This is a genomic window from Rossellomorea vietnamensis (assembly GCF_008180615.1).
Lineage (GTDB): Bacteria > Bacillota > Bacilli > Bacillales > Bacillaceae_B > Rossellomorea > Rossellomorea vietnamensis_D.
Genome location: NZ_VTEH01000004.1, coordinates 188120 through 205373 on the forward strand (window position 1 = coordinate 188120; position 17254 = coordinate 205373).

At 43.2% G+C, this 17254-nt stretch carries 12 protein-coding genes; 9 read left to right on the plus strand and 3 right to left on the minus strand.

Translation table 11 applies throughout. The annotated features are described in order from the left end of the window. Nucleotides 1-298 precede the first annotated feature (298 nt). From FZC79_RS08005 to FZC79_RS08045, 9 genes are all read left to right on the plus strand, one after another. A complete protein-coding gene (locus FZC79_RS08005) occupies nucleotides 299-1354 on the plus strand; it encodes a YecA family protein (protein WP_148946287.1) in 1056 nt (351 codons plus the stop codon). Between the two features lie 190 nt (nucleotides 1355-1544). Continuing rightward, nucleotides 1545-3014, plus strand: coding sequence for a methyl-accepting chemotaxis protein (locus FZC79_RS08010; protein WP_148946288.1), 1470 nt, complete (start codon nucleotides 1545-1547; stop codon nucleotides 3012-3014). Nucleotides 3015-3362: 348 nt separating this feature from the next. Then, nucleotides 3363-5882, plus strand: coding sequence for a preprotein translocase subunit SecA (gene secA / locus FZC79_RS08015; RefSeq protein WP_148946289.1), 2520 nt, complete (start codon nucleotides 3363-3365; stop codon nucleotides 5880-5882). 298 nt (nucleotides 5883-6180) lie between these two features. Continuing rightward, nucleotides 6181-7282 (plus strand): peptide chain release factor 2 gene (prfB, locus tag FZC79_RS08020; protein WP_148946290.1). Its coding sequence is split into 2 segments (ribosomal slippage): nucleotides 6181-6252 and nucleotides 6254-7282, totalling 1101 coding nucleotides; the frame shifts between segments, so codons are not numbered across the junction. 488 nt (nucleotides 7283-7770) lie between these two features. Further along, nucleotides 7771-8646, plus strand: coding sequence for a YitT family protein (locus tag FZC79_RS08025; RefSeq protein ID WP_148946291.1), 876 nt, complete (start codon nucleotides 7771-7773; stop codon nucleotides 8644-8646). 56 nt (nucleotides 8647-8702) lie between these two features. After that, on the plus strand, nucleotides 8703-9059 hold the full coding sequence (gene cccB / locus FZC79_RS08030) for a cytochrome c551 (protein ID WP_148946292.1): 357 nt from the start codon (nucleotides 8703-8705) through the stop codon (nucleotides 9057-9059). Between the two features lie 927 nt (nucleotides 9060-9986). Then, a complete protein-coding gene (gene ftsE / locus FZC79_RS08035; protein WP_148946293.1) occupies nucleotides 9987-10673 on the plus strand; it encodes a cell division ATP-binding protein FtsE in 687 nt (228 codons plus the stop codon). After that, nucleotides 10663-11547: a permease-like cell division protein FtsX gene (gene ftsX, locus FZC79_RS08040; RefSeq protein WP_148946294.1), complete on the plus strand. Its 885-nt coding sequence runs from the start codon at nucleotides 10663-10665 to the stop codon at nucleotides 11545-11547. The genes ftsE and ftsX overlap by 11 nt, the downstream gene beginning before the upstream one ends. Before the next feature lie 31 nt (nucleotides 11548-11578). After that, entirely contained in the window at nucleotides 11579-12961 is a 1383-nt protein-coding gene (locus FZC79_RS08045; protein WP_148946295.1) for a murein hydrolase activator EnvC family protein, read from the plus strand. 442 nt (nucleotides 12962-13403) lie between these two features. Here FZC79_RS08045 and FZC79_RS08050 read toward each other — a convergent pair whose 3' ends face one another. From FZC79_RS08050 to FZC79_RS08060, 3 genes are read right to left on the minus strand one after another with little or no spacing between them, the layout of a single operon-like run. Then, the gene (locus FZC79_RS08050; RefSeq protein WP_187442693.1) at nucleotides 13404-14627 is read right to left on the minus strand and encodes a Ger(x)C family spore germination protein; all 1224 of its coding nucleotides are present in this window, start codon (nucleotides 14625-14627) and stop codon (nucleotides 13404-13406) included. Further along, on the minus strand, nucleotides 14624-15721 hold the full coding sequence (locus FZC79_RS08055; RefSeq protein WP_148946297.1) for a GerAB/ArcD/ProY family transporter: 1098 nt from the start codon (nucleotides 15719-15721) through the stop codon (nucleotides 14624-14626). The genes FZC79_RS08050 and FZC79_RS08055 overlap by 4 nt, the downstream gene beginning before the upstream one ends. Next, nucleotides 15718-17247 (minus strand): spore germination protein, encoded by a 1530-nt coding sequence (locus FZC79_RS08060; RefSeq protein ID WP_148946298.1) that lies wholly within the window; start codon nucleotides 17245-17247, stop codon nucleotides 15718-15720. Before FZC79_RS08060 ends, FZC79_RS08055 begins: the two co-directional genes overlap by 4 nt. Nucleotides 17248-17254 lie beyond the last annotated feature (7 nt).

The following is a 17254-nucleotide window of genomic DNA, read 5'->3' on the forward strand; positions in this document are numbered from 1 at the left end:
AACAATTAGTTTATAAAAAGAAGAAAGTTCACTATAATAGAAGTTTGAGTGTTTATTTTAGGCTCTTTTTGTAAACTTTGTTGCTATTCGATACTAATTCCGAAAAAGTAACCATATTAAGAGGCGGAAAATCTGGTTAGACCGAAAAGAAAAGAGCTGCTCTCCCCGATAAGAGATAAAACTCTTAGTATCTGGGGAAAAATCCGGCTCTTGGGATTTTTCCGAAAGCAACAATATATGCGAAAACAGCCTTATTTCAAGAACGTACTAGCAAGTAAGCAACAACAGGAGGTACATAATGAAAACGATCGGACGAAACGAACCGTGTGAGTGCGGAAGCGGTAAAAAATTCAAAAAATGCTGTGGAAGAAACGCAGCTGTGAATATTGATGGTTTAGTGCTGGGAGAATTGGAAGTCCTTCAGGCGCAGCTTTATGACTTCATCGCCGTACATAATAGCGAAAAGCTTGAAAATGACTATCAGGATTATTTTTCCAAAATGAAGATGATGAAGAAGGACCAGGATATATTCGAAATGGCTTTCCTCAGCTGGTATGGAGTGACGGAAAAGCTTGAAGAGGGTTTGACGCTTGCCGAGCAGTTTGTTGAAAAACAAAGCAAGACTGTCGGAAGGCCGCAAACGCTGGCAAGCCTCGAGATGTGGAAAACTCCGCGTCTTGCAGCCGGCATAGTGACATCCGCCAAGGGTTCAGAGCTTGTGATCCAGGATACCGTCGAAGGTGAGACATTCAATGTTAAAGGAGCCAACTCGGAAATTGTTGAAGGCTGCTTCTTTATTGGGATCCTTCTGCAAAACGGAACCACTTATCTTCCGTTTGCGCAGTACTTTGTGTATCCGGGGATTGCCGAAATCTGCAGGGATGCCATGATTGAAAAGATGAGAGAAGCCGGAAAAGATTCTGTCGAAGAATATCTTGTGTCAGATTATCTTTATTTGGCCGATCATTGTTTCTACCTCTTCACAGGAAAGGGAGAGCAAAGAGCGGTTGAGACGGAGCCTGTGACTGAAACAGAAGAGAAGGAGAGCGTTGATAACCCTGCTTATACTGAAGCGGTTGAATCCATGCAATCCTTCTTGAAGGAACAGGGAGAAGCGCCGAAAAGCATTGAAAAAGCTGCAAAACTGCTGACTCAATACTTCGAGAGCGAGTCTCCGAAAATCCGCAACCCGCAAATCTATTCAGCTTCGATCGTAGAAGTCATCAAAGCGGATACCGACTTAAAAAAGGACTATCTGCAGAAAGACCTGGCCGAAGCGTTTGGCGTATCCGCCAACAGCATTTCCAGAAGGTCGAAGGAAATGAAGAAAATCCTGCTGGCCGCAGTAGTTTAATACATCACAGCGTCACCGTGTGAAAAGGGACAGTCCCTTTTAGTGCTTTAGAGCATTAGAAGGGACAGTCCCTTTTAGTGCTTTAAAGCGTTCATATTTTCTCCAAAGCACAATGTAAAGATTTTGTCGAAAGCGTCGATATATAAGTTAAGCAATTATTTTACATTTTGTAAGAAAGTAGGAATATTTTATGAATGCAGTAGAGCAGCTTAGATTGGGCGATGTGAAAAAGAAAAATCTTCTCATGTTTATTACGTTTTTAGTTTCGCTGGTGGCAGCGGGGAGTTCATCGGCGTTGTCAGGGGAATTTTCTAAAACCCTGTTATATTTGACAGAGTCGGTCGTTTTCACTCTTATTTTTATCACTTTTCAATTTGTAGTAAAGAAGTACAGGCTGTTTCCTTTAGTAAGCATCGTTGTCATCCAGGCATTTACGTTCTCGGCACTTTTTATCCTGACTCCTGCCTGGGATATGGTACCGGTCATTTTTGTGCTCGGGCTAATCTCTGCGCTTCATTTTAACAAGGCCGTTTTTGGCATAGGGTACCTGTTAGGGCTGGCCATATTGATCACCAATTTTACTCTTATTGAAAAAACAACTTTAATGGAGAGTTTCATTCCGACTGCTCTGCTGGCGTATGTGCTGAGCGGTGTCATGTTGGGAGTGATGATTTTCCTCAACGTGAAGCAGGATGAAAAGCTGCAGGAAATGATGATGACGGCCGAGGAAGAGGCGGAGAGGCAAAAAGATCTCAAACTGACTCTTGAAGAAAAGGTGAGCGGTATCATTGGAGATTTATCTGCAGTAAATCAGCAGGTGCAGACAAACCTTGCTTCACAGGAAGAAATGAAAACGGCCATCAGTGAAGTAGCCTCCGGAAGCCAGGTGCAAACGGAGCAAATCACGGACATTACTGAGAATGCGCTCAATACGAAGAGTTCGATGGAGCACTTGCATTCTGTTTCAGGACAGCTGCAAGAAGAAACAGATAAAGCCAACCGCCATATTTCAGACAGTGAAGAGAAAACAACTGAGCTGAACGAGGATATCCAGGAGCTTGCTGTTTTGGTCACAGAGCTGAATGAAACCTTTTCTGTCCTTACCGAAACCATCAAGGAAACCAATACCTTTACAGGAACGATTAAAGCAATCACCGATCAAACAAACCTTCTTGCTCTCAATGCTTCCATCGAAGCCGCACGTGCAGGTGAAGCGGGGAAAGGCTTTGCCGTTGTGGCCGAGGAAATTCGAAAGCTTGCTGAGATGAGCAGCCGGACAACAGACCGAATCAACGATAATTTAGTGAAACTGAACCAAAACAATGATGAAGCTCTTTTAAAAGTTAAAACAAGCAGTGACTTCATAACGAAAGGCATTGAGTCCACCAAGCATGTGACCAATTCATTCGGCCAGACGTCGCTTGTTTTCGCCAACCTGCAGGAACACGTAGGAACCCTTCTGCAGCTGTCAGAAGAAGTCAGTTCCCAGTCGGAAAAAACTCAGGGATCGACAGCTGAATTGGCAGCGATCATCGAACAGTCTTCTGCAAGTCTTGAAGAAATGAGTGCTACTGTTGAATGCTTAACAAACGACAACCATTCGATAGCGGAATTGATGGGTGAAACAAGCGAAAAAGCGAACTCGATCCTTAATAACTGAAGTCCTATGAATAGTGGCGTACGGAAACCCGTGCGCCGCTGTTTTTATTTAAATGCTTTAATGCTTTAAAGAGCTGCAAGGGACAGTCCCTTTTCGCGCTTCACAGCATTAAAATCCCACTGCTTTGCCGGTTGTTGTCACTACTTCGCGATAGTGGTAATATTAATAGGGAATATTGCGTTTTTTTATTAAAGGATTTTGCACTTAAATAGAGAAGAATTACTAGTGAAGATTTATCCGGTTTGTGACGGCAGTATACTCTGCCTTTTGATATAACAATTAATTCACTGGCTGCAGGTCTATGCAGCTTTTTTACAATACTATTTCGACTAGAAGGAGCGCTCATAGATGATTGGAATTTTGAATAAAGTGTTCGACCCCAACAAACGCGAGCTGAAAAAACTGGAGAAGTATGCAGACCAGATCGAGGCTCTTGGTCCGGATATGGCCAAGCTGTCTGATGACGGCATCCGCCAAAAAACAGAAGAGTTCAAGAAGCGCTACCAGGATGGCGAGCCCCTGGACAGTATGCTTGTCGAAGCGTTTGCGGTTGTCCGTGAAGCAGCAAAGCGCGTCCTTGGTCTTTATCCTTACCGCGTGCAGCTCATGGGTGGGGCTTCCCTTCACGAGGGGAACATCTCCGAGATGAAAACAGGTGAAGGTAAGACACTGACATCCACGATGCCTGTCTACCTGAACGCTTTGACGGGCAAAGGCGTTCACGTTGTCACGGTCAATGAATACCTTGCCAGCCGTGACGCCGAGGAAATGGGGAAGTTATATAACTTCCTTGGTCTTTCTGTCGGCCTTAACCTGAACTCCTTGTCGAAAGAAGAGAAGCGTGAAGCTTATGAGGCTGATGTTACTTACAGCACGAACAATGAGCTTGGCTTTGACTATCTGCGTGACAATATGGTTCTTTATAAAAATCAAATGGTGCAGCGCCCGCTTCACTTTGCCGTCATCGATGAAGTGGATTCCATCCTGGTTGATGAAGCACGTACACCGCTGATCATCTCAGGGCAGGCACAGAAATCGACTCAGCTTTACATGCAGGCGAATGCGGTGGTCCGTATGCTGAGCAAAGAAACCGATTTTACTTACGATGAAAAAACAAAAGGTGTTCAATTGACAGAAGAAGGAATCACGAAGGTGGAAAAAGCCTTCAATATCGAAAATCTCTTCGATTTGTCTCATGTCACACTGAATCACCATATTCTTCAAGGCTTGAAGGCCCATGTCAGCATGCACAAGGATGTTGACTATGTTGTCCAGGACGATGAAATTGTCATTGTCGATTCCTTCACCGGCCGTTTAATGAAAGGACGCCGTTACAGTGACGGCCTTCACCAGGCGATTGAAGCCAAGGAAGGCGTGGAAATCCAAAACGAAAGCATGACAATGGCAACCATCACATTCCAGAACTTTTTCCGTATGTATGAAAAGCTTTCCGGGATGACTGGTACAGCAAAAACGGAAGAAGAAGAATTCCGTAACATCTATAACATGAATGTAGTCGTGATTCCGACGAACAAACCGATTGCCCGTGATGACCGTCCTGATTTAATTTTCGCTTCCATGGAAGGCAAGTACCGTGCTGTGGTGGAAGAAATCGCAGAGCGCTATCATAAAGGCCAGCCGGTGCTGGTTGGTACGGTTGCCGTTGAAACGTCCGAGTTAATCTCAAGGCTTTTGACGAAAAAAGGCGTGCGCCACAACGTATTGAATGCGAAAAACCATGAACGTGAAGCGGAAATCATCTTGGAAGCAGGTCAGCGCGGCTCAGTGACCATAGCGACGAACATGGCCGGCCGTGGTACGGATATCAAGCTGGGAGAGGGAGTCCTTGGCCTTGGCGGTTTAGCCGTCATCGGTACAGAACGCCATGAATCCCGCCGTATCGATAATCAGCTTCGAGGCCGTTCCGGACGTCAGGGTGACCCGGGTGTGACTCAGTTCTACCTTTCAATGGAAGATGAATTGATGCGCCGCTTTGGTTCCGATAACATGAAATCCATGATGGAACGCCTGGGCATGGCAGATGACCAGCCGATCCAGAGCAAGATGGTCAGCAGAGCGGTTGAATCTGCGCAGAAACGTGTTGAGGGTAACAACTTTGATGCCCGTAAACAGCTTCTATCTTATGATGACGTTCTTCGCCAGCAGCGTGAAATCATCTACAAACAGCGTTTCGAAGTGCTTGATTCTGAAAATCTTCGTGAAATCGTCGAGTCTATGATCAAATCGGTCATTGCCCGTTCGGTGGAGGCACATGCGCCGATTATCGAAGAGGAAGAAAAGTGGAACCTCAAAGGCATGGTTGATTACATCAATGCAACTCTCCTGCAAGAGGGTGACATTACGGAAGCTGACTTGAAAGGCAAAGAGCCTGAAGCCATTATTGAACTGATCTATGCGAAGGTTCAAGAAAGATATAACCAAAAAGAAGAAGAGCTGACATCTGAGCAGATGCGCGAGTTTGAAAAAGTAGTCCTTCTTCGTGCCGTTGATACTAAATGGATCGACCATATCGATGCAATGGATCACCTCCGCCAGGGTATCCACCTGCGTGCCTATGGCCAGACAGATCCGCTTCGTGAGTATCAGCATGAAGGATTCGCGATGTTCGAAAACATGGTGGTTGCCATCGAGGAAGATGCTGCCCGCTATGTGATGAAAGCCGAAATCCGCAACAACCTTCAGCGCCAGGAAGTCGCAAAAGGCCAGGCAGTCAATCCAAAAGAGGATACCAGCGGGAAAACCAAGAAGAAACAGCCTGTACGCAAAGCAGAAGATATCGGACGGAATGATCCATGTCCTTGCGGAAGCGGACAGAAATTTAAAAACTGTCATGGGAAAGTAGAGTAGATTCTAATTTACATTTGAAATTCTGCTTTCTTTTGAAGAGGGACTTATTGTGAGCGGCGGCTGCCTAATTTTGCAGTACTTTACTGGGCGCAGGCCCCTCGGAGTCGTACGCCTTGAAATTGTATCCCAGAACAACAATACGTAAGAATAGAGTCTTTAAAAAACTACCTGATATCTCTACAGCCAAAAGAGTGTCAGGTAGTTTTTTACATAAAGAACAACCATGAAACTTTGCTAATACCATGAAATAAACGTTATAATAAAACTTATGCTTACTAATTAAACAGAGGTGAATTTGATGGAACTTTTTGAAGTGAAATCACAATTGGAAAATACAGCTAGGAAACTTGCGGACTTCAGGGGGTCTCTTTGACCTCGAGAACAAAGAAGCGCGCATAGCTGAATTGGATGAAGTCATGCTGCAGCCGGACTTTTGGAATGACCAGCAGTCAGCCCAGGGTGTCATCAACGAAGCGAACGGATTGAAAGAACTTGTTAATGAATATAGAGATATGCAGGAGATGCAGGAAAATCTTGAAGTGACGCTGGAACTTGTCAAAGAGGAAAACGATGCAGAGCTCCAGGAAGAACTGGTGGAAGAGACAATTGATTTAAACAAACGTTTGAATGAATATGAACTTCAGCTTCTGCTGAGCGAACCTCATGATAAAAACAACGCAATCCTCGAACTCCACCCAGGTGCGGGCGGAACAGAATCACAGGATTGGGGCTCAATGCTGCTTCGTATGTACCAGCGCTGGGGAGAGAAAAAGGGATTCAAGGTGGAGACACTGGATTACCTTCCTGGAGATGAAGCGGGAATCAAAAGTGTGACCCTTCTCATCAAAGGCCATAATGCGTATGGTTACCTGAAAGCTGAAAAAGGTGTCCACCGCCTTGTCAGGATCTCACCGTTTGATTCATCAGGCCGCCGCCATACTTCATTTGTGTCTTGTGAAGTAATGCCGGAGTTCAATGAAGAAATCGAGATTGAAATCCGTACCGAGGATCTTAAGATTGACACGTACCGTGCGAGCGGTGCCGGCGGACAGCATATCAACACGACTGACTCTGCTGTGCGTATCACTCACCAGCCGACTGGAGTTGTCGTGACGTGCCAATCTGAACGTTCTCAGATCAAAAACCGTGAGCAGGCAATGAAAATGCTAAAAGCGAAGCTCTATCAGAGACGGATTGAAGAGCAGGAGCAGGAGATGCTGGAAATCCGAGGCGAGCAAAAAGAGATCGGCTGGGGAAGCCAGATCCGTTCATATGTATTCCACCCTTACTCGATGGTTAAGGACCACCGTACCAATACAGAAGTGGGGAACGTGCAAGCGGTCATGGACGGAGACATCAATAACTTTATCGATGCCTATCTTCGTTCCCGCATAAACTAAATCAGTTCAACACCCAAACCTTCCTTATTAATAAGGAAGGTTTTTTGTGAATGGAGATATAAAACATTTGAACTGAGAACTGGATGTCCGGTTTGAAACCAGCTGCAGCGCCCAGCCTCACGGGGTTTAATAACGCGAATCGAATAAAAGGGAAGATCTCCTGAATTCTCTTCGGAACATTTACCTAATGGGGTACTTAGCTACCTAATTGCTAGAAGGGACAGTCCTTCTCGCGCGGTGATGCATTAACACGTTAAAGTGACAATATTTACAGTACCTATCCCTCATGCTATACTCTCAAAGGCTGAAGCATAAGCGACAAGGCCGACAACCGTTGACTGTGAAACAAATGAGCGCTTTAACGCTTTAAAGTGCAAAGAGGGACAGTCCCTATTCGTGCTTTAAAGTGCTAAAACCCAATTGTCTATAAGTGAATTCAAGGTTGTTGGCTATACTAACTACTACTACATCAAAGGAGATTGACTGAGATGGGAAAGAAGGAAAGAAGACGCCGAGGGAATCATTATAATCCCGGGCTTCATAAGTTTTTGGAATATGTTTATGTACTTGTTGGATCGGCAATCGTCGGGATTGCCTTCAACGTATTTTTACTCCCGAATGAAGTGGCATCCGGAGGCGTGAGCGGGATTTCCACTATTACAAAAGCAGTCTTTGACTGGAAACCGGCCTTTGTTCAGTGGGCCTTCAACGTTCCTCTGTTTATTGCGGGACTAATTTTCCTGGGGTATCAGTTTGGCTTCAAAACCGCTTTAGGAACCATCTTCCTTCCGTTCGTCGTTTATCTGACAGAAGATTGGGAAGCTTGGACGATGGATCCGCTTCTCGGGGCACTTTTTGGAGGAATCGGGGTTGGCCTGGGGCTTGGAACGGTATTTAGAGGAAAAGCTTCAACAGGCGGCACCGATTTGGCTGCACAGATCATCAACAAATATTCCGGGCTGACACTCGGTACATGTGTAGCAATAATAGATGGAATGATCGTGTTGGCAGCGGCTATTGTTTTTGATATCGAAAGAGGGTTGTACGCCCTGATCGGTTTGTATGTTACAAGTAAAACCATTGACCTGGTCCAAGTCGGATTCGGCCGTTCCAAAATGGCGTTGATCATCACCAACCGCCAGGAAGAAATCCGGGAAGGCATCCTGAATAAAATTGACCGTGGAGTGACAAAACTATCTGCATACGGCGGATATACAGATGATGAGCGTCCGATCCTCATGGTAGTAGTCGATCAAAGAGAGTTCACAAGATTGAAACAACTGGTCAAAAGCATTGACCCGTCTGCATTCGTCGTGACTATGGACGCCTCCGAGGTTCTGGGAGAAGGTTTTAAAAGGGCGTAATCCTGGTATAATAAGGTATGAGAGGAAATTCATTTCTCACTCGGGGAGGAATTATTATGAAAAAGACATTAATGGCTTTTTTGCTGGGTTCGACCTTGGTATTAGGAGCTTGTGGAGACAACGGTGACAATGTTTCGGAAGAAGCCAGTGATGCTAACAATCCGCAGGAAGCTGCTGATAGTGCACTTGGAAATGACATTGATCCAGAAAAAATTGTTAATCAGAAGTGCTCCAGCTGCCACGGCGGCGACCTGTCAGGTGGGATGGGCCCAGCTTTGAAAAACATCGGCTCTGAATTAAGTGAAGATGAAATTCTATCAGTCATACAAAATGGTAAAGGCTCAATGCCGAAAAATATTATTGAAGGCGCCGAAGCAGAAGCGGTTGCTGAATGGCTAGCGAATAGGAAATAATAAGAGAGAAAAGAGAGTCTTCGGGCTTTCTTTTTTTGATAAGCCTGATTTCGCAAGTATTGCTGCTTTCGGAAAATATTAAAAGGCTGCTCTCTAATTAGAGGAAGCAGCCCTTTTCCTTTTTTAAAGAATTTTTGGGCCGTACAACCTGAAACATAGTTAGTCTCTCAATTGAATGTACCTTGAAGGAAATGCGGGATTCCAAATCACGCTAACTTCCTTCACATATGTCTTGATGAAATCCCGTCTGCAATAGCAAAAAACATTCAACTCCCGACCAAAGTAAGCCCAACATCATACAAATCACAAACGGAAATAGCACACTCCCGGCCGAGGTAAATCCACCTCCATAAATTCTCATCGTTTTTTAGATTGAATCACTATGGCGCTATCTTTCCAAGTTAATACCACATAGCCACAAAGTTTACGAAAAACCCCTTTATAATAAAAGATAAAATCTAATCAAAAGCAAGTAAATTTTTATTAAAAACAGCATCTTTATGGTTTAAGGCTTTTCTGCCGAGGGTAATTACTAAGAGAAATTCCCTCTCTTTCACTTTATATCAATAAAATATTCCTCTTATATTCCGACAACATCAGCCTTTAAGCATTGCGGGCTGACTATCGCGAAAATCAACATAAAAATCATATAGTGATATTCTCCTATAATAAATCTTCCTCATTCTCTTAATTTCGTTAAAATTTCCCATTGTAATTCCGACCAAAAAACCCAATTCCTTAACTATTTGATATCAAACTGTAATATAAATTATCCTTAACTTCCTAGGCAATGATGTTATAATACTTTTAGAAACTTTTTATTTCGAGTTTTTTCTACATTATATTCTTATAGTTTATTTTCTAATCCATGTGAAAAATAACATCTTCGCTAGAACACTATAAATGTTTAACTTGGGTGGTTTAAAAATGATCAAAATGAAAGACGTATATAAGCAGTACCCGAATGGAATTATGGCTGCAAACGGATTCGATGTACATATTAAACAAGGTGAATTCGTTTATGTAGTTGGACCGAGCGGGGCTGGCAAGTCGACCTTCATCAAAATGATGTACAGGGAAGAAAGGGCGACAAAAGGGGAGATCGAGGTTAACGGCATTGACTTGGTCAAGCTTAAAAACAAGCGGGTTCCGTACTTAAGAAGGAACATCGGTGTGGTCTTCCAGGATTTCAAGCTCCTGCCTTCTCTAACAGTCTTTGAAAATATCGCATTCGCTCTTGAAGTTATAGAGGAAACTCCAAAAAACATCCAGAAGCGCGTTATGGAAGTCCTTGATCTTGTAAGGCTGAAACATAAAGCAAGGATGTTTCCGGATGAATTGTCCGGCGGAGAACAGCAAAGGGTTTCACTTGCACGCTCGATCGTCAACAAGCCGCACTTAATCATCGCGGATGAGCCGACGGGTAACCTTGATCCTGAAACTTCATGGGAAATCATGAATGTCTTTGAAGAAATCAATACACAGGGAACTACCGTAGTAATGGCGACACATAACCGTGAAATAGTAAATACAATCAAGCACCGGGTAATTGCCATAGAAAATGGCAGAATTGTCCGGGACGAACAGCGAGGTGACTACGGTTATGAAGCCTAGAACCATTGTAAGGCACTTTCGTGAAAGTTTAAAAAGCCTCGGGCGTAATGGCTGGATGACTTTTGCCTCGGTCAGTGCCGTTACAGTCACGCTGCTGCTTGTGGGTGTGTTCGTAGTGCTGATGCTCAATATGAATAAACTCGCTTCGGATATCGAGAAAGATGTTGAAGTGAGGGTTCTTGTAGACATAGGTACAGAGCAGGCGCAAGTTGAAGAATTACAGACAAAGATAGAGCAGATTAATGGAATAGACAGCATTGAATTTTCCTCTAAAGAAAATGAGTTGAGAAACTTAATGGAAGATATGGGGGAAGAATTTAGTCTGTTTGAACAGGATAATCCCTTATACGATGTGTATGTTGTAAAAGCGGTCAATCCGGTGGAAACACAAAGGATTGCCAATACAATTAAAGGCTTTGAAAATGTTAATGATGCCTTATACGGTGAAGCAAAGATTGAAAGACTATTCAGCTTTCTGCAAATGAGTCGCAATGTTGGTTTGGTATTGATAATCGGACTTCTTTTCACCGCAATGTTCTTAATTTCCAATACAATTAAGATAACAATCATTGCACGTCGAAAAGAGATAGAAATCATGAAGCTTGTCGGCGCTACAAACTGGTTTGTCCGCTGGCCGTTTATATTAGAAGGTCTGTGGCTGGGAATTCTCGGCTCTATTGTACCGATAGCAGTAGTATCATCTGGATATTATTACGCCCATCAGTTCATTGAACCAAAATTGCGAAATCATTTTATTCAGATACTGGATTATACCCCGTTCATATATCAGGTAAACTTCCTGATCATCCTTATGGGCTGCCTGATCGGTGCCTGGGGAAGCTTTATGTCCGTCAGAAAGTTTTTGAGAGTTTAAAAGGTTGAGAGAACCGAAAGGAGCATGTCGCTTGAAAAGGAAAACATTACTCACTTTATCAATTGCTGCAACACTAACAATCGGGGGTCTTCAAACTACTGGCAGTACTGCCAGTGCTCATTCTTCAGTTTCAGATTTGAAGAATAAACAAGAAGAGGTCAAGAGCAAGAAAGAAAATGTTAATCAAGAGATCGATAAAAAAGAAAGCGAGATCTCTAATAATATTTCCCGTCAGGAAAAAATCAAAAACGAAATTGCAGAACTGGATAATAAAACGCGTGATACAGAAGATCGAATAAAAGAAAAAACAGCAGAAATCGCAAAAACAAATGAAGAGATTGAAAAGCTAAAAGCTGAGATAGAAGAACTGAAGAAAAAAATTGCCGAGAGAAATGAGCTTCTTAAAGAACGTGCGCGTTCCATGCAGGAAAAAGGCGGTTCTGCGAGCTATATGGACGTTTTGCTTGGAGCGGAAAGCTTCGGGGATTTCATTAACCGCATCACAGCTGTCAATGCGATTGTAAGCGCGGATAAGAAAATCATTGAAGAGCAGCAGGCTGACCAGGCTTCTCTTGAAAAAAAGCAGGCCGAGGTAGAGGACAAGCTGGCACAGCTGGAAGGCGCCAAAGCAAAGCTTGTGTCTCTTAAGAAAGACTTGGAAAGCCAAAAAGGCCAGAAGAATGAGCTGTTCAAGCAATTAGAGAAAGAGCAGTCTCAACTGAAAGTCGAAAAGACTGAGCTCGTGGCTCATGCAAATGAGCTTGAAGAAATGGAGAAAGAAATCGGCGGCCAAATCCAAGCTGAGCAAGCAAGACTTGCTGAACTTGCACGCCAGAAAGAAATTGAGCGCCAGAAACAACTGGAAGCACAGCGTAAAGCAGAAGCAGAAAGGCTGGCGGCACAGCAGGCAGCTCAACAAGCGGCACAAAAAAGTTCCGGCGGCAGCAGCAGCGGCAGTTCAACAGCTGCAACACCTGCGCCTGTACAGACTGCTCCAGTTTCAGAAAGCAGATGGACCAGGCCTTCAGCAGGTTATATCACAACTGAATTCGGTCATGATATGCTGAATGGCAAGCCTCGTTTCCACTACGGTACAGATATTGCAGCAGGCGGCAATGTTCCTATTGTTGCAGCTGCTGATGGATATGTAATCAAAAGCCATTACAGCTCCAGCTATGGAAACGTGGTATATATGACGCACTCCATCAACGGCCAAATGTTTACGACTGTGTATGCCCATATGTCAGGGGCAGGCGTGAGCAGTGGACAGTTTGTTGAAAAAGGGCAAAGAATCGGTACAATGGGTAATACAGGTTACTCCTTTGGGCAGCATCTTCATTTCGAATTGCATGCAGGACCATGGAATAACAGTAAATCCAACGCGGTTAACCCTCGTAAATACATCAATATGTAATGTTGCCAAAACGGCGAAAAGGAAGCTTCCTTTTCGCCGTTTTTTTACGCTAAAGAAGTTTTGTACATTATCCAATGTGGATAACCAGCACCCATGTTATGCTTATCAAGTTACAGCGCCTGAGGGCCCTTACTAGTGGAACGGACTTATTAGCTATTCGGGGACAATCAACCCGAAGAGTATAAGTGCAAGACCCCTTCTTTGTCTCTTCAGAAAATAGCCTGGCTGGTTGGGCCATGGCGTTTACACTTTTCTTCTTTATTTGTCCAAAAACAACCAAAAGTTAAGGAAAGGCATTGTGAATAATATGACTGCCAATAGTCCGACCATGGAAGCTCCAAGTTTATTTTTGTTTTTCCAGACAAGTCTTGCATAACGAAGTGAGTAATAGCTTAAATAAGCACAAAGTATTAGTGTTAACCAGAACATAATATCACCCCTTTTAATCAATAATCGCCTCTTTTGAACGCGGGCGTAGTATTTTACCGAAGCTTTCAATATTTGTATGGACTTTTATTTTCACCTTGGCATCCGGATAGGAGTGCATCCAATCATATTCCTGGTATTCTTTAACTGTAAAGAACTTTTTGCGCGCAGCAAGAGACCAGTTGAATGCCTCTGCTTTTAATTCAGTTTGCGTTTTTTCTACCAGTTCGTCTGCCCGTTCTTTAAACCTTTTTTCAAGTGAATCATCGAGGACCTCTTGTTTTTGTGAATCTTCAACGTAGTTGATCATACTGGGGATTCCAAGTATCTTTACACTAAGCCAAACATCCACTGTTATATCAGGTGTTGGATTGCTGACATCGACTTTAACTTTGGTTTTTGTATTGGTCAATTTTCCTGTAACTCGAAACTCCTCATTCAATGGGTCTGGAAAGGTAAAGGTCACTTCTTTTGGCTGCAGGTGTTCAGTCAGCATGGCTCTGGCTCTGACAGCCTCACCAGTCAGTGATCCTACCATTTTTCCGTCCCTGAAGGCAGCTGCGCCAATTATTTGGACAGGTGTACCGCCTTCTTTGAGCATCTCGCCGGGCAAATAGTTGTCTTCATTAGTTTTTAGATTCACATTCTCTTCAGTAGTTGCATATATGGCCAATGCCAGTCCCGCATCCGCTTCTGTATCATGGATGATCGTATGAAGGGTGGCTCTGGGGACTAGTGAGTTGTTTTCCCACCTCCTGGTAACAAAGTCGTAAAATTTATGCGGACTTGCTTCGAAAGCGGGATGATTATGATTGAGGAACTTATTCGCTCTCTCTTTGGATACCAGGAGATTCATATCTCTTCTTGACTGAGTATCCCGGGCAATAGTCGATAGCACCTCAAGAAATTTATCAGAACGCGCCAGTTCTTCACTGATAATAAGTGCTTTCGTATGGTAAAAGTTGATGTTCCTTGTTTCTGAGATATTTAACATATCCCGGGCAGCAATAAGGTCCGGTACACGGATCATGAGGGACTTGAATTCTGCGGAGCCTGGCTGGCTGCCCGGATTGCCCGCCTGAGGATCCGCCATTTGAAAGGTAATATCATAACCTGTTCCTCCCTCCTCAGGCAGGTCCACTCCAATCACCAATACGAATCCTTCTTCTTCCACTTCTATTTTGTCTGCGCATCCAGCCAATAGCAATATGGACAAACAAAGTGCAACTCGTAATTTCACCTGTTTAATTCCCCCTTAAGTTTAGCAATCAACAATAATGCCACTGGAATGGTGAATATGAGAATGGAGGTTACCATTAAGATGGCCTGGCTTCTTAAAATAAGGACGTTCTGGACGACATTTTCCGGTATTAGGCCTAGCATGATCGTCAACCCCGCAAAGGGCAGGATCAATGGTTCAAACTCCTTGATTTTTACTGTATAAGAAAAAATCGCAGTAGAGATATACAAATAAAGAGCAAACCGTATCAAACTGGCAACGCTCCAAAATGCAAAGAATAGAGCTTCTATATTAGAGACATACCTTCCGAAGGTGACCATACGGGTAATTTCATGAAATGGGTAAGCGATATATTTGATTAATGGGTAGTCAAAAAAGGCAATGTATACAGCAAAAAAGACCGCCAATTCTAAACTGGCCACAATAATTCCTAAAATGGTCGCTTTTTTAAAAGATTTATAACTTTTGAAGAATGGATAAATAACGGTCAAGAAAAGTAAGTCACTGGTAATGGAAGCGTAGCTTACTCCATTATAGGCAATTTCTTTAAGACCATATCCTCCAAAAGGAAAGAGATAGCCAAAAAACAGCTCATTCCAAATTAGTACTATGATAAAGAATAAGGAAGCCTTTATATATGGAAGCGATATCCATGCTGTCCTGCCGATAGCGAGCAATCCCCTGTTGGCCAGGAAGTAGCTTGCCCCTACCAGGATGAAATAAATCTGTGACGTACTGGTCGATGTGAAATACATTGTATTAATGATGTCGATGTAGCTTCTGCTATCAACGACAGTTGCAGAAAATGAAATATAAAAGAGGACCATTCCAATAATAAAACCTATATACTTTCCAGTAACCTGGTAAGTAATATCGATAATGTTTTTATCCTTGAAATTTTTAACTAATTTGAGCAGGCATATTAACGGAATGATCATGACCGCACCTGAAAAAAGAGGGATCATCCAAGCAGCCTGGGCTGTTTCTTTGAATAGAAGGGTAGCGGTCATATCAGTAAATTTGATGCCAAGCGTAATGGTCACCAGGGCAAACAGCTCCCGGGTTCCAAGTCTTCTGTCTGCAGGAGAAATCATTTATTGTTCTCTCCTTCCGGTTCTTTCATCTTTTCCTTCTCAATCGGGAAAATATTCATTGGGCGCAGCCACTGTTTCCATATTGGAGGCCGGACTATCAAATCCTTTGAAGAAGGATAGTGAGGGGCCATTGGTGAAAGGTATGGAACGTCAAAAGAAGTGACTGTAGATAGATAGCCGATGCATAAAGTGATACAAATACCTAAGCCGAGAAACCCCCATAAACTGCCAAACAAAAGAAAGATATATGTCGACAATCTGATCATGTAATTGAAGGACAGATTGGGGACTGCGAAAGAGGCCAGTCCCGTCACTGCAATGACAATGACAAGAATCGGGCTGATGATATTAGCCTCTACTGCAGCCTGGCCCAGGATCAAAGCTCCTACAATTCCGATTGTCGGACCGATTGGGTTAGGCACCCTGACTCCCCCTTCTCTTATCAGTTCAAAAGCAAGCAGGAGCATAATCACTTCAAAAATAGCCGGAAAAGGAACTTCTTCCCTTGTGGCCGCGATAGCCAAAACTAGATCAGTTGGCAGCATTTCGATATGATAATTTGTCACTGCGATATAAATTGCAGGAGTCAAGATAGTAATAAATATAGCTGCAATTCTTAGAAGTCTTGTGAAGTTTCCATAAACCCATCTTGCATAGTAATCCTCTGATGTATGGAAAAATGACCAGAATGTCACAGGTGCAATCAGGCTGCTGGGTGAACTGTCCATTAATAAGACTACATGCCCTTCATTAATAAAGCTGACTGCTCTATCCGGCCTTTCGGTGTACAATACAGTCGGAACCAGCGAGTAAGGACGTTCCTCAATATGCTGTTCTAGAAGACCGAGATTCTGCACTTCATCAGCTTTGATTTCCTTTAAGCGTTTTTTCATTTTTTCAATCAGAGTGGGGTTTGCTACATCTTTTAAGTATAGAATTGCTATTTGGCTCAAGCCTTTTTCTCCAACGGTCACATACTCTGTAGTTAGTTGGGGTGAACGAAGCTGCTTGCGGACAAGCGAAATGTTAACGGCTATTGACTCGATAAATGCTTCTTTGGGACCTTTTAAAATGTTTTCATCTTCAGCTTTTTCTACTCCGCGCTTTTCAAAGCCTGATGTTCCAAAGATGAATGCTTCCTTTTTCCCATCAATTAATAGAATGGCATTGCCCAATAATAATTGGTTGACCACCATGCTGTATGTGTATTCTTCTTTAATGTCACTTAGAGGAACATGATTTGAAATGAACTCTAAATCCAATTCGGCGTCCGTCCCATTGAGTGAGAGCAAATTAGGAATCAGCACTTTTTCAATGATGTCTCCCTCACACATACCGTTGAGAAAATATAAGACTGCCTTTCGGTTGCAGCCGGAAAGAGTCAATTTCCTTACTGAAAAGTCTTGATTAAGAGGAAAGTTGAAAACAGTTTGAATTCTTTTAGCTTTCTCCTCTAAAGAAACGGGAATTTCTTTTCCGTCGTGTTGTTTTTCTTCTTGTATTTCGCGCCGCTTTGATTTAAACATGCTACCA

Coding starts and splice junctions, on each gene's coding strand:
- ftsE (WP_148946293.1), top strand. CDS start 9,987: ATGATCAAAATGAAAGACGTATATAAGCAGTACCCGAATGGAATTATG.
- cccB (WP_148946292.1), top strand. CDS start 8,703: ATGAAAAAGACATTAATGGCTTTTTTGCTGGGTTCGACCTTGGTATTA.
- FZC79_RS08060 (WP_148946298.1), bottom strand. CDS start 17,247: ATGTTTAAATCAAAGCGGCGCGAAATACAAGAAGAAAAACAACACGAC.
- FZC79_RS08010 (WP_148946288.1), top strand. CDS start 1,545: ATGAATGCAGTAGAGCAGCTTAGATTGGGCGATGTGAAAAAGAAAAAT.
- FZC79_RS08005 (WP_148946287.1), top strand. CDS start 299: ATGAAAACGATCGGACGAAACGAACCGTGTGAGTGCGGAAGCGGTAAA.
- FZC79_RS08055 (WP_148946297.1), bottom strand. CDS start 15,721: ATGATTTCTCCTGCAGACAGAAGACTTGGAACCCGGGAGCTGTTTGCC.
- FZC79_RS08025 (WP_148946291.1), top strand. CDS start 7,771: ATGGGAAAGAAGGAAAGAAGACGCCGAGGGAATCATTATAATCCCGGG.
- secA (WP_148946289.1), top strand. CDS start 3,363: ATGATTGGAATTTTGAATAAAGTGTTCGACCCCAACAAACGCGAGCTG.
- ftsX (WP_148946294.1), top strand. CDS start 10,663: ATGAAGCCTAGAACCATTGTAAGGCACTTTCGTGAAAGTTTAAAAAGC.